Source organism: Pandoraea norimbergensis (assembly GCF_001465545.3).
Lineage (GTDB): Bacteria > Pseudomonadota > Gammaproteobacteria > Burkholderiales > Burkholderiaceae > Pandoraea > Pandoraea norimbergensis.
The window spans coordinates 2,102,038-2,115,281 of the sequence record NZ_CP013480.3 but is presented as its reverse complement, the minus strand read 5'-3'; the positions used below and the strand labels follow the sequence as shown (position 1 = coordinate 2,115,281).

Below are 13,244 nucleotides of genomic sequence, written 5' to 3'. Positions count from 1 at the left end.
ATACGGAATTGATTCTCGTAGGACTCACTCGCCGGCAAGTCTCGTGCTGCCGCGCGCGTCAGCCGTTTTGAAGATTACGCCAAAGGCGTGGCCCCGTGCTGAGGAAGTCCTCTAGCGCGGGGCCGCTTCAATGCGTCAATTCCGGGAGTTTCCTGCGATCTCAGGAAGGAGATTGTGGCCGCTACTCTTCGCGCACCCACGTCTGGGTTCGCCCTAACAAGGTCACGCCAAGGTAGCCGCGCACTTCGAGTTTCTTGCCGCCGTCGACCACCCTCACCTTGCAGCCATACTCGCTGCCGCTGTCCGGGTCGAGAATCTTGCCGCCGGTATATTCGTCGCCCTCTTTGTGCAGGCCGCGAATGATCTCTAGCCCCTGAAGCTTCTTCCCCTTGCGCCAGTCGGTGCACGCGGAGCAGACACGCTCGAGCGCATCGTGGCGGCCGAGACTTCGCGTGAGCGCGCCGACGTATTCGCCGTTCTTCTCGGTGATGGTGATGAGCGCCTTGGGCTCACCCGACTTGTCGTCGATGATTCGCCACACACCCGCGGGCGTCGTCTCGTCGGCAAACGCGGCTTGCGCCGCGCCACCCATCAGTGACGTGGCCAGCAGCGCACAGGCGCCCAGCCGCCGCCATGACATCGTATTCAAAATCTGCATCAGACTTACCTTCGTCCCGTAGAAGGGAGGTTCCTTGTGCTGCCCGCGACGTGTGCGCCAGACGGAATTCCGTTGGCCGAAACCGGGCATTGTCACCGCATTTTGCGTCGTTTTTATTTCCGGTGCTTACCACGCTGCCCACGATGGCCCGAACGAGGCACCCCGACGGCGCACGATCGATTACAGCGGGGGCACCGCAATGGCCGTCAAACGCCACTGCACAAGGTTTCGGCGCGTGAGCGTGAACGTCACCACGCGCTCGGGACGGTCGCTGCGCGAGACGTGCACGAGGAAGTGGTTGAAGTCCTGAAACTCGGTGCGCGTGAGCGTGCGCGCGCGCTCGTTGGCCGGCGCCGCGCCGGAGGGTGCGGCTTCGCCGCTGCCGGTCGAAGGTGCGGCCGGTGCCGAGCTACCGCCGTCGTTAGTGGCGCTCGGTGGCGTGACATCACGCGGCGCAGGCGCGCCCGGTGCGGGCGGCAAGCCGGTGCTGTCGCCACGCAGCATGGCGGCCACCGCTTCCGGCGTGAGCAGCGCTTCGACCACCCGATCCGACACCCAGCCGCCAAACGCCAGCGCCAGCGCGCCAAGGGCATTGCCGCGCTGTTTGTCCATTTGACGCGAGAGTTCGTCGTGCAGGCTCGATTTCAGGCTTTCGCGCACGGCCGGATAGTCGACATACGTCGACAGCGTATCGGCGTCACGCGCGTTCGCCGCGTCGCGTGCGCGCCACAACGTGTAATAAGGCGTGCCGAACAGCAAGCCCAGCACCACCACCAACGCCACTAGGGCAATCCACAACTTACGCATTGGGAAAACTCCAACGATAAACATCGCATGGTACGTAGCACATCGCGTCGCCCGCGTACCGGCTTACATTGCTTTACAAATCTTTACAGCAAGTGGGGCCCAGCCCTCTTACTCTCGAAGCGTAGCCGCACGATCCGTACACGCGCGAGCGCAAGTTTCCCTTTCGGGACGCTGGCTGCGCATGTGCTGCCGCTGGCCGAACGATTGGCCGGCTGGCAGACCGAATTTCAGGCTGAACCGCGCGGCAACTTAACCGACAAGGAGGTGGCAGCATGCGTCACACCCGACTTGTCCCGATACTCTGTTTCGTCCTGCTGACAGGCGCCTCGATGGGCGCGATGGCGCAGACAGCGTCACATGGCCGGTTCTTCGCCGGCTGGTTTGCGCAGGGAAGCGAGCGCCCGGACGGGCGCGGCAATGGCAACAACAACGGCGGGAACAATGGGGCACGCGGTGGCCAGAATGGTCCGTCGCGCCCACCGCAAGAGGTGCGTCCGCAAGGTGACTTGCGGGGCGATATCTACAACCATATTCGCGAACAGCGCCAGGCCCCGCCGCCGCAACCGCCGCGCGAGCGCAACAACAACCGCGGCCGCTGATTCGCGCCGCGCGGTCAGACCGGCAACATCAGGTCAGCGACGTGTCCACCACACGGCGCGGCGTTTCGAGATATTCCAGCGACTGCATCTCCACCAGACGCGACACTGTCCGCGTGAATTCGTTGGCCAGCGTGCCCTCGGTGTACAACTGCTCGGGCGGCACCGCCGCCGACATCAGCAGCTTCACCTTATGGTCGTAGAACACGTCTACGAGCCACGTGAAGCGGCGCGCTTCCGAGGCCATACGCGGCGTCATCTGCGGCACATCCGACAGCACCACGGTATGGAAACGGTTCGCCAGTTCGAGGTAATCGTTCTGCGAGCGCGGACCGCCGCAAAGCGTGTGGAAATCGAACCACACCACGCCGCCTGCGCGACGCAATGCCTTCAACTCCCGTTGTTCGATATGCAGCAGCGGGCTCTCATCCGGCACCCCGGCAATCTCGGCAAACGCGGCGCGCAGCGCGCGGTTCGCTTCATTGCCCAGCGGGTAGTGATAGACCTGCACCTGCGCCAGCGTGCGGCGGCGATAGTCGATACCGGCGTCGACGTTGAGCACGTCGAGCTTCTCTTCGAGCAGCTTGATGGCGGGCAGCACGCGATCGCGATGCAGGCCGTCCGGGTACAGCGTGTCGGGACGATAGTTCGACGTCATCACGAACTGCACGCCGTTCTTGAACAGCTCCGAGAGCAGGCGGTGCAGGATCATCGCGTCGGCCACATCGGACACGTGGAATTCGTCGAAGCAGATCAGGCGGTAGCGCTTGGCGATGCGCTTGGCCAATTCGTCCAGCGGATCGGGCAAGCCCTTGAGCGCCTGCAACTGGTGGTGCACTTCGCGCATGAACTCGTGGAAGTGCAGGCGCGTCTTGCGCTGCAACGGCACGACCGAGTAGAAGCTGTCCATCAGGAAGCTTTTGCCGCGCCCTACCCCGCCCCACAGGTACACACCCTTGGGCAGATCCGGGTGCACGAGCCACTTCTTGAGCGTGTTCGAGCGCTTGGCCTTGTAGGCCGCCCATTCGTCGTAGCACTGTTGCAGTCGATCGACGGCACGCTCCTGCGCTTCGTCGGGCTGGTAGCCGCGCGCGGCCAGTTCTTGTAGGTAGTATTCGCGAACGTTCATGCGGACAGCGCGCCGGAAGACGGGCAAAAAGAGCAACGTGGATCAGGAGTCGGGAAAAAACAAAGGCGAGTTGCCTCGCCTTTGTTCGAACTTCTCAGTGCAACCCGCTTACTTGTTCAGCGCGCGCTTCTCGACATCGAGGGCGGCTTCGCGCATCACTTCGGACAGCGACGGGTGCGGATGGCAGATACGGCCGATGTCTTCCGACGCCGCCTTGAACTCCATCGCCACCACGGCTTCGGCAATCAGGTCCGAAGCGTTCAGGCCGATCACGTGCACGCCGAGGATTTCGTCGGTCTTGGCATCGGCCAGCACCTTCACGAAACCATCCGACGAACCCATGCCCAGCGCACGGCCGTTGGCCGCGAACGGGAATTGACCCGGCTTGAACTCACGGCCTTCGGCCTTCAGCTGCTGCTCGGTCTTGCCGACCCAAGCGATTTCCGGCGAGGTGTAGATCACCCACGGAATGCAGTTGTAGTCGATGTGCGGCTTTTGACCGGCGATGACTTCGGCGACCAGCACGCCTTCGTCTTCCGCCTTGTGGGCCAGCATCGGGCCACGCACCACGTCACCGATCGCGTACACGTTCGGCAGCTTGGTAGCGCAGTGGTCGTCCACCGGGATGAAGCCGCGCTCGTCGGTCGCGAGACCGATGTTGCCCAGGCCCAGATCGTCGGTGTTCGGCACGCGGCCGACCGACACGATCAGACGGTCGACGACGAGCGTCTTGGCGTTGCCCGCGTTGTCCGTGTACTCGACCGTGACGTTGTCCTTGCCGGTCTTGACTTCGCCGACCTTCACGCCGACGTTGATGTCCAGACCTTGCTTCTTGAACTGCTTGGCGGCTTCCTTGGCGACGCCGGCGTCGGCGGCAGCCAGGAATTCCGGCATGGCTTCGAGCACGGTGACTTCAGCACCCAGACGGCGCCACACCGAACCCAGTTCCAGACCGATCACGCCAGCGCCGATCACGCCCAGCTTCTTCGGCACGGTGTCGAACGAGAGCGCACCTTCGTTATCCGAGATGAGCTGGTTGTCGACCGGCATGCCCGGCAGGTGACGGGCCTTCGAACCCGTGGCGATGATGATGTTCTTGGCGTTGACCGATTCGTTCTCGGCGCCCGTCACATCGATCTGATAGCCAGCGTCGTTCTTGGCGATGATCTTGCCGTGACCCTTGAGCCACGTGATCTTGTTCTTCTTGAACAGATACTCGATACCGCCCGTCATCTTGTCGACGATGCCTTGCTTGCGCGTGAGCATCTTGGCGATGTCGATCTTTACGTCCGACGTCGTAATGCCGTGATCGGCCAGGTGATGACCGACCTTTTCGAACTCTTCCGACGACGCGAGCAGTGCCTTCGACGGAATGCAGCCCACGTTCAGGCACGTACCGCCCAGCACCATCTTGCCGGCCGGGTTGGTCCACTTCTCGACGCAAGCGACCGAGAAACCGAGTTGGGCAGCGCGGATCGCGGCGATATAACCGCCGGGGCCGGCGCCGATAACGACGACATCAAATTCTTTGTTTGCCATTTTGAGACTCAGTGAGGTTGACGGCAGGGGGAGGCGCGGTGCGCCGGCCACGCAAGCATGGCCGGGCAGACACCGCGCAGTGCGCGCTAACGCTTACAGGTCGAGCAGCAGGCGCGCCGGATCTTCCAGCGCTTCCTTCATGGCGACGAGGCTCAGCACGGCTTCGCGGCCGTCGATGATGCGGTGGTCGTAGCTCATGGCCAGATAGTTCATCGGACGGATGACGATCTCGCCGTTCACCACGACAGCGCGTTCCTTCGTGGCGTGCACGCCAAGAATGGCCGACTGCGGCGGGTTGATAATCGGGGTCGACAGCATCGAGCCGAACACACCGCCGTTCGAGATCGAGAACGTACCGCCGGTCATTTCTTCGATCGACAGCTTGCCGTCGGCAGCCTTCTTGCCGTACTCGGCGATCTTCTTCTCGATGTCGGCCAGGCTCATCTGGTCGGCATTGCGCAGAATCGGCACCACCAGACCACGCGGCGAACCGACAGCGATACCGATGTCGAAGTAGCCGTGGTAGACGATGTCGTTACCGTCGATCGAGGCGTTCACGGCCGGGTACTTCTTGAGCGCGTGCACAGCGGCCTTGACGAAGAACGACATGAAACCCAGCTTCACGCCGTGTTCCTTCTCGAACTTGTCCTTGTACTTGTTGCGCAGGTCCATCACCGGCTTCATGTCCACTTCGTTGAACGTGGTCAGAATGGCGTTGGTCTGTTGCGATTGCAGCAGGCGCTCGGCGATACGGGCGCGCAGACGCGACATCGGCACGCGCTGTTCCGGACGGCCTTCCAGCGACGTGTCGCGGCCAACGGCAGCAGCGACCGACGGCAGCGAGGCGCGTTGCGCCGGGGCCGGGATCGAAGCAGCAGCAGCCGGCTTGGCGGCACCGGCGGCCAGGGCGTCGCCCTTGGTCACGCGGCCGTCGCGGCCCGAGCCGGCAACGTCGGTTGCCGACAGGTTCTTCTCGGCCAGCACCTTGGCAGCGGCCGGGCTGGCGATGCCACCCGAAGCACCACCCGTGGCAGCAGCGGCTGCGGGAGCAGCGGCCGGTGCAGCGGCTTCCGCCGGCTTGGCGGCGACCGGTGCAGCAGCGCCTGCCTTGGCTTCGGTGTCGATCTTGGCGATGATTTGTTCCGACGTCACCGTGTCGCCAGCGCTGGCCGTCACTTCGACGAGCACACCTGCGGCCGGGGCCGGCACTTCGAGCACGACCTTGTCGGTCTCGACTTCGATCACGGTTTCATCTTGGGCGATGGCTTCGCCGACTTTTTTCTTCCAGTCGAGCAGGGTGCCTTCGGAAACCGACTCGGAAAACTGGGGGACTTTGACTTCAACAATGGCCATTTCTGGATCCTGGATTCGATAAACGTTCAATTCGGAAATACGGCAGCGGCCGTCCCTGGGGGAGGACGACCGCTGTAAGACCTAACCGGTTACTGCACCACGGTCGCGCCCTTCAGGCGACCGAAAGCCGTATCGAGCAGCTGCTTGAGCTGTTCGTAATGCTTGGCGTAGTAGCCCACCGCAGGCGAGGCCGAGGCCGGACGACCGGCGTAAGCCAGCTTCTGACCGGCGCTCATGCTCTCTGCCAGATGGTGTTCGATGTAGAACCACGGACCCTGGTTTTGCGGCTCGTCCTGGGCCCACACCACTTCGGCGAGGTTTTCGTACTTCTTCAGCTCGTTCTCGAACGCCTTGTGCGGGAACGGGTAGAGTTGTTCCACACGGACGATCGCGACGTCGGTCGACTTGTCTTCGCGACGGCGGGCAATCAGGTCGTAGTACAGGCGGCCCGAGCAGGCGACCACGCGCTTGACCTTCTTGGCGTCGATCGAAGCATCGGTCTCGCCGATGACCGTCTGGAAACCGCCCTTGGCGAGTTCCGACAGGTCGCTCACGGCTTCCTTGTGACGCAGCAGCGACTTCGGCGTGAACACGATCAGCGGCTTGCGCAGCTGGCGGATCATCTGACGGCGCAGCAGGTGGAAAATCTGTGCCGGCGTGGTCGGTTGAACCACTTGCATGTTCGTATCGGCGCACAGTTGCAGGTAGCGTTCGATACGTGCCGACGAGTGCTCCGGACCCTGGCCTTCATAGCCGTGCGGCAGCAGCATCGTCAGGCCCGACACGCGGCCCCACTTCACTTCGCCGCTCGAGATGAACTGGTCGATCACGACTTGGGCGCCGTTGGCGAAGTCGCCGAACTGGCCTTCCCACAGCACCATCGTGTTCGGCTCAGCCGTCGAGTAACCGTATTCGAAGCCCAGCACGGCTTCTTCGGACAGCACCGAGTCGATCACCGTGAAGTTGGCTTGGCCTTCGGCCACGTGTTGCAGCGGCACGTACGTACCGTCGTTCCAGCGTTCGCGGTTTTGATCGTGCAGCACCGAGTGGCGGTGCGTGAACGTGCCACGGCCCGAATCCTGACCGGTCAGGCGCACAGCGAAGCCCGACGAGACCAGCGATGCGAATGCCAGGTGTTCGCCCATACCCCAATCGAGCGGCTGCTCGCCCAGACCCATCTTGCGACGGTCGTTGATGACCTTCTCGACGAGCGGGTGAACCTTGAAGTTCGCCGGGATCGTGGTGATACGCTCAGCCAGACGCTTGAGTTCAGCCAGCGGCACGGCCGTGTCGGCCTTGTCGGTCCACTGCTTGTTCAGGAACGGCACCCAGTCCACCGAGTACTTGCTCTTGTAGTTCGAGAGCACCGGATCGATGGTGTGGTGACCGTCGTCCATGGCCTTGCGGTAGGCCTTGACGAAGCCGTCGCCTTCTTCGGCAGTGATCACGCCTTGCGTGACCAGCTTCTCGACGTACAGTGCGCGCGTGCCCGGGTGTTGGGCAATCTTCTTGTACATCAGCGGCTGCGTGACCGCCGGGGTGTCTTGCTCGTTGTGACCCAGCTTGCGGTAGCAAACGATGTCGACCACGGCGTCCTTCTTGAATTCCTGACGGAATTCGAGGGCCAGTTGCATGGCCAGCACGACCGCTTCCGGATCGTCGCCGTTCACGTGCAGCACCGGCGCTTCGATCATCTTGACCACGTCCGAGCAGTACGTCGTCGAACGGGCGTCACGCGGGTCCGACGTGGTGAAGCCGATCTGGTTGTTGATGACGATGTGCACCGTGCCGTGCGTGCCGTAACCACGCGTTTGCGCGAGGTTCAGCGTTTCCATCACGACGCCCTGGCCTGCGAAGGCCGCGTCGCCGTGCACTTGCACCGGCAGCACGCTGGCGGCATCGGCTTCGCCACGGCGGTCCATACGGGCCTTGGCCGAACCTTCGACCACCGGGTTCACGATTTCCAGGTGCGACGGGTTGAACGCCAGCGACAGGTGGACCGGGCCACCGCTCGTCGAGACGTCGCTCGAGAAGCCCTTGTGGTACTTCACGTCACCGGCCGGCAGATCGTCGACGTGCTTGCCTTCGAATTCGGCGAACAGGTCCGACGGCATCTTGCCGAGGGTGTTGACCAGCACGTTCAGACGGCCACGGTGGGCCATGCCGATCACGATTTCTTGCACGCCCTTGGCACCGGCGTGGTGAACCAGTTCGTCCATCGCCACGATGAACGATTCGCCGCCTTCGAGCGAGAAGCGCTTCTGGCCGACGAACTTGGTATGCAGGAAGCGCTCGAGGCCTTCAGCGGCCGTCAGGCGTTCCAGAATGTGCTTTTTCTTTTCAGCGGTGAAGTTGGGCGTTGCACGCGCCTTCTCCAGACGCTCTTGCCACCAGCGCTTCTGCACCGGGTCGCTGATGTACATGTACTCGGCGCCGATCGAGCCGCAGTACGTGTCGCGCAGCGACTTCAGGAGGTCACGCAGGCTGGCTTGCTCAAAACCGAAGTACGTGTTCTCAGCCGAGTACACGCCATCCATGTCGGCTTCGGTCAGGTCGTAGAAGGCCGGTTCCAGTTTCGGAATGGCCGGGCGTTCCTGACGCTTGAGCGGATCCAGGTTGGCCCAGCGGGCACCCAGAAAACGGTAGGCGGCAACGAGCGACTGCACGTGAACCTGCTTGCGGGCCACGGCCATGTCGGACGCACCGGTACGCGGCAGGAAGGCATTGGCCTTCGCGCGTTGGGCGAACGACTCCACGATCGGGGCGTGAGCCACGTCGTTGGCGTTGGAACCATCAACAGCGGGAACGTTTTGCAGCGCGTCGAAATACTGGCGCCAGTTGTCCGGCACAGAAGCCGGATTATCAAGATACGACTCGTACAACTCTTCAACGTAGGGGGCATTGCCGCCGAAGAGATACGAGTTCGCTTGGAATTGTTCCATCAAACTCATTTTGCGCTCACCTTTTCTACGAGTAGCTCGAGAAATAGCGGGTTACGAAACCTTCCGCGACACGGCCTGACCGGATAGCGGATTGCGTGAATCAAGTGGTGCTTGGAAGGACCTGATCAATCACGGCGAGGAGCATAGCACGTTTTCCCCGCACCCACCGGGCCGGAAAGCCGTCACACGGGGCTGACCGGCGTTACCGTCCGTTACGCCTCAGGACCACGTCAGCGGCCCTGCAAACGGGCGTTTGACGCGCGAACACCCCGCAACCGACTGCCGCTATCCTGCCGCTATTCGACCCCGATTTTGCGACACCGCCCCTCGAATGCGCCGTCAACACGCCGTCATCACCCATGGGGCGGTAACGCCGGATCGCATCGGCAAACGGTTTCCGCTTTATGCTTATATGGAAATTGGATATATAGGAATTAAATTTTATTATTTTAATTTCTAATCAGTGACCGATATCGTGTCGACTATCCCCTTGCCGGTCCATCTGGGGGTGGCTTGACGGGTCAGACCCGCCCGGGCTTCCGCGCTGGTCCGGCCCCTGGAGCCAACAAAGACATGCAAGAGACGACGCCTCTCACTGCCCAGCAGGCCCAGTTGCTCAGCCAACTGGTCCAAGGCCTTTCTACCGAACAGCTCGCGTGGGTGCGCGGCTTTCTCGCCGGTATCAATCACTCGGTCAAACAGGCAGGCACGCAAGCCCCGGCCGCGACGGCCAGCGCCGCCGCGCCGCAGCTGACCATTCTGTATGGTTCGCAGACGGGCCACGCGCAGGAAGTCGCCGAACACGCCAAAGCACGCGCCGTCGCCGCCGGCTTCAAAGTCGACCTGTTCGCGATGGGTGACTATAAAGCGTCACGCCTGAAGAACGACAAGCTGCTGCTCGTCGCAGTGTCCACCCAGGGCGAGGGCGAACCGCCCGACGATGCCCGCGATTTCTATGAATTCCTGCATGGCGAGAAGGCCCCGAAGCTTCAGGGCACCCGCTTTGCCGTGCTGGGTCTGGGCGATTCGAGCTATGAGAAGTTCTGCCAGGCCGGCAAAGACTTTGATACGCGCCTCGCCGCACTGGGCGCCGAGCGCCTGACGGCCCGTGTCGACAGCGACGTCGACTACGACGCCCCGGCCGAGCGCTGGATCGAAGAAGCCGTTGAAGCCCTCAAGCGTGTGGCCGCACCGGCCACCGCAGGCGCCGGCAATGCCACAGGCAACGACGGGTTCAGCCTCGCCGCCCTCGCCAGCGGCGTAGCGCCGGCCGCCGCAGCCAGCCAGTACAGCCGCAAGCATCCGTTCGAAGCGACCGTCCTCGAGAACATCAAGCTCTCGGGCCGTGGCTCGTCGAAGGAAGTGCATCACGTCGAACTCTCGCTCGAAGGCTCGGGCCTCACATACGAGCCGGGCGACGCGCTGGGTGTGGTCGTGAAGAACGACGACACGCTGGTCGACGACCTGATCGATACGCTTGCCCTCGACCCGCAAGCAACCACGACCACGCAAGACAGCACCCTTACCCTGCGCGACGCGTTCCTGCGCGCCTACGACATCACCACGCTCTCGCGCGCCTTCCTTGAGAAGTACGCCGCGCTGGCTGAGTCGACCGAACTCAAGGCGCTGCTCGCCGTCGGTAACGAAGCCGCCCTGCGCGACTATCTGTATGGTCGCGACGTGCTCGACGTCGTGCGCCAGTTCCCGGCCCGCAAGGTGAAGGCGGCCGAATTCGTCGGCACGCTGCGCACGCTTCAGCCGCGCCTGTACTCGATCGCATCGAGCCTCGCCGCGAACCCGGAAGCCGTGCACATCACCGTGGGTGCCGTGCGCTACGACAGCCATGGCCGCGCGCGTCGCGGTGTCGCATCGACGTATCTGGCCGACATCGCCCGCGAAGGCGAAACGGTGCCGGTCTATATTGAAGCGAACCGCAACTTCAAGTTGCCGGGCGACACCAACGCCCCGGTCATCATGATCGGCCCGGGCACCGGCATCGCCCCGTTCCGCGCGTTTGTCGAAGAGCGTCAGGCGCTGGACGCCCCGGGCAAGAACTGGCTGTTCTTCGGTGATCGCAACTTCCGCACCGACTTCCTGTACCAGCGCGAATGGCAGCGCTACGTGAAAGACGGCGCGCTCAACAAGATCGATCTGGCTTTCTCGCGCGACACCGAAGACAAGGTCTACGTGCAGCACCGCATGCGTGAGCAAGGCAAGGAACTGTACGCATGGCTGCAAGAAGGCGCCCACCTCTACGTGTGCGGCGACGCCGACCAGATGGCGCGTGACGTGAACACCGCACTCGTGGACATCGTGGCCGAGCATGGCGGTCTGGCCGCCGACGCCGCCGCCGAGTACGTGAAGACGCTGCAACGCGAGAAGCGTTATCAGCGCGACGTGTACTGATCGAAGAACGATTCAGCCTGAACCGATAACAGCAGTCGATAACAGCAGCCCACATGACGCAATCAACGCAAGCCAACGCCGCGCCCGCGGCAGCGCGCTCCGAGGTCGAGAAGATCAAGGACGTCAGCAACTACCTGCGCGGCACCATTGCCGAAGGCCTCGCCGACCCGCTCACGGGCGCGATCTTCGAGCGTGACGCCCAGTTGCTCAAGTTCCACGGCTCGTACATGCAGGACGACCGCGACCTGCGCGGCGAACGTCAGAAGCAGAAACTCGAACCGGCCTACCAGTTCATGATCCGGCTGCGTATGCCGGGCGGCGTGTGCACGCCTGAGCAATGGCTCAAGCTCGACGAGCTGGCGCAGAAATACGGCGGCAACACCATTCGTCTGACCACGCGTCAGACCGTGCAGTATCACAACGTGCTCAAGCACCAGTTGCGCCCGCTCATTCGCGGCATGGACGAAGTGGCCATGACCAGCATCGCCGCTTGCGGCGACGTGAACCGCAACACGCTGGTGTCGAACAACCCGCATCTGTCGCCGGCCCACGCGGCCGCGCTCGACTGGTGCCTGAAGATCGACCAGCACCTGCTGCCGCAAACCACCGCGTACCGTGAAATCTGGCTGGGCGACAAGCGTCTGGGTGCGGGTAAAGAAGATCACGAGCCGATCTACGGCAAGCACTATCTGCCGCGCAAGTTCAAGATCGCCATCGCGATTCCGCCGAACAACGACGTCGATATCTACGCCAACGATCTGGGCTTCATCGCGATCGTGAACGCCGACGGCCAGCTCGAAGGCTTCAACGTGACGGTAGGCGGCGGCATGGGCATGACGCACGGCGACGCCGCGACGTATCCGCGTGCGGGCACCGTCATCGGTTACACGCCGGCGGACCGCATCGTCGACGTGGCCGAGAAGGTACTGCTCGTGCAGCGCGACTTCGGCGACCGTACGAACCGCAAGCACGCACGCCTGAAGTACACCATCGACGACCGTGGCGTGGAGTGGTTCAAGGAAGAACTCAATCGCTATCTGGGCTGGAATCTCGAGCCGGTGCGCGCATTCAAGTTCACCACCAACGGCGATCAGTACGGCTGGCTCAAGGGCGCCGACGATCTGTGGCACCTCACGCTGTTCATCCAGAATGGCCGCGTGAAAGACTGGGATGACTACCGGCTGATGACCGGCCTGCGTGAAGTCGCCAAGGTGCACGACGGCGACATTCGCATCACCGGCAATCAGAACCTGATCATCGGTCGCGTGAGTGAAGCGAACAAGCCGCAGATCGAAGCGTTGGTGAAGGAGTACGGTCTGCTCGACGGCAAGCATCAAGGTGCCTTGCGTCTGAACTCGATGGCTTGCGTGGGCTTTCCGACCTGCGGTCTCGCGCTGGCAGAAAGCGAACGCGCGCTGCCCGAGCTGGTGACGCGTCTGGAAAAGGTGCTGGACGACACCGGTCTTGCCGGTGAGCCGATCACCATCCGCACGACCGGTTGCCCGAACGGTTGCGCACGTCCGTATCTGGCGGAAATCGGTCTGGTCGGCAAGTCGACGGGCAAGTACAACTTGTATCTGGGCGCTGGCTTCCACGGCCAGCGACTGAACAAGCTCTACAAGGAGTCGGTCAACGACGACCAGATCGTGGCGGAGCTCACCCCCCTCTTCCAGCAATATGCCAAGACACGCGAAGCTGGCGAGAAGTTCGGTGACTTCCTCGTGCGACAAGGCATCGTGAAGGAAGTGGTCGAAGCCCGTGAGGACTTCCACGGCTGATCGTTACGGTGGGAGCAGAAAACAAAAACGCGACGG

The 13,244-nt window shown here is 62.8% G+C and carries 9 protein-coding genes; 3 read left to right on the top strand and 6 right to left on the bottom strand.

All coding sequences use genetic code 11. The features are described 5' to 3' along the window. Window positions 1-181 precede the first annotated feature (181 nt). The gene (locus tag AT302_RS09490) at window positions 182-658 is read right to left on the bottom strand and encodes a DUF2147 domain-containing protein (RefSeq protein WP_064675057.1); all 477 of its coding nucleotides are present in this window, start codon (window positions 656-658) and stop codon (window positions 182-184) included. A 180-nt stretch (window positions 659-838) separates the two neighbouring features. Then, window positions 839-1,465: a DUF2939 domain-containing protein gene (locus AT302_RS09485; protein ID WP_058378228.1), complete on the bottom strand. Its 627-nt coding sequence runs from the start codon at window positions 1,463-1,465 to the stop codon at window positions 839-841. Between the two features lie 272 nt (window positions 1,466-1,737). Here AT302_RS09485 and AT302_RS09480 point away from each other — a divergent pair, with 272 nt between their 5' ends. Continuing rightward, entirely contained in the window at window positions 1,738-2,064 is a 327-nt protein-coding gene (locus AT302_RS09480; protein WP_157125741.1) for a hypothetical protein, read from the top strand. A 28-nt stretch (window positions 2,065-2,092) separates the two neighbouring features. Here AT302_RS09480 and zapE read toward each other — a convergent pair whose 3' ends face one another. The 4 genes from zapE to AT302_RS09460 all read right to left on the bottom strand — a co-directional run bounded on the left by zapE (window position 2,093) and on the right by AT302_RS09460 (window position 9,033). Then, entirely contained in the window at window positions 2,093-3,190 is a 1,098-nt protein-coding gene (zapE, locus tag AT302_RS09475) for a cell division protein ZapE (protein ID WP_058378226.1), read from the bottom strand. A gap of 108 nt (window positions 3,191-3,298) precedes the next feature. Further along, window positions 3,299-4,729 (bottom strand): dihydrolipoyl dehydrogenase, encoded by a 1,431-nt coding sequence (lpdA, locus tag AT302_RS09470; protein ID WP_058378225.1) that lies wholly within the window; start codon window positions 4,727-4,729, stop codon window positions 3,299-3,301. Window positions 4,730-4,822: 93 nt separating this feature from the next. Beyond that, on the bottom strand, window positions 4,823-6,082 hold the full coding sequence (gene odhB, locus AT302_RS09465; RefSeq protein ID WP_058378224.1) for a 2-oxoglutarate dehydrogenase complex dihydrolipoyllysine-residue succinyltransferase: 1,260 nt from the start codon (window positions 6,080-6,082) through the stop codon (window positions 4,823-4,825). Between the two features lie 89 nt (window positions 6,083-6,171). Continuing rightward, complete coding sequence (locus AT302_RS09460; RefSeq protein WP_157125740.1) at window positions 6,172-9,033, bottom strand: 2-oxoglutarate dehydrogenase E1 component; 2,862 nt, start codon at window positions 9,031-9,033, stop codon at window positions 6,172-6,174. A 564-nt stretch (window positions 9,034-9,597) separates the two neighbouring features. Between AT302_RS09460 and AT302_RS09455 the strand changes: the two genes are divergently transcribed. Beyond that, window positions 9,598-11,430, top strand: a complete 1,833-nt coding sequence (locus AT302_RS09455) for an assimilatory sulfite reductase (NADPH) flavoprotein subunit (RefSeq protein ID WP_058378223.1) — start codon at window positions 9,598-9,600, stop codon at window positions 11,428-11,430. Window positions 11,431-11,483: 53 nt separating this feature from the next. After that, window positions 11,484-13,208: an NADPH-dependent assimilatory sulfite reductase hemoprotein subunit gene (locus AT302_RS09450; protein ID WP_058378222.1), complete on the top strand. Its 1,725-nt coding sequence runs from the start codon at window positions 11,484-11,486 to the stop codon at window positions 13,206-13,208. The last annotated feature ends 36 nt before the right edge of the window (window positions 13,209-13,244 follow it).

Bases quoted from the DNA above. Each gene is read 5' to 3' on its own strand.
- zapE (WP_058378226.1), bottom strand. From the start codon at position 3,190: ATGAACGTTCGCGAATACTACCTACAAGAACTGGCCGCGCGCGGCTAC.
- AT302_RS09455 (WP_058378223.1), top strand. From the start codon at position 9,598: ATGCAAGAGACGACGCCTCTCACTGCCCAGCAGGCCCAGTTGCTCAGC.
- lpdA (WP_058378225.1), bottom strand. From the start codon at position 4,729: ATGGCAAACAAAGAATTTGATGTCGTCGTTATCGGCGCCGGCCCCGGC.
- AT302_RS09450 (WP_058378222.1), top strand. From the start codon at position 11,484: ATGACGCAATCAACGCAAGCCAACGCCGCGCCCGCGGCAGCGCGCTCC.
- odhB (WP_058378224.1), bottom strand. From the start codon at position 6,082: ATGGCCATTGTTGAAGTCAAAGTCCCCCAGTTTTCCGAGTCGGTTTCC.
- AT302_RS09490 (WP_064675057.1), bottom strand. From the start codon at position 658: ATGCAGATTTTGAATACGATGTCATGGCGGCGGCTGGGCGCCTGTGCG.
- AT302_RS09460 (WP_157125740.1), bottom strand. From the start codon at position 9,033: ATGAGTTTGATGGAACAATTCCAAGCGAACTCGTATCTCTTCGGCGGC.
- AT302_RS09485 (WP_058378228.1), bottom strand. From the start codon at position 1,465: ATGCGTAAGTTGTGGATTGCCCTAGTGGCGTTGGTGGTGGTGCTGGGC.
- AT302_RS09480 (WP_157125741.1), top strand. From the start codon at position 1,738: ATGCGTCACACCCGACTTGTCCCGATACTCTGTTTCGTCCTGCTGACA.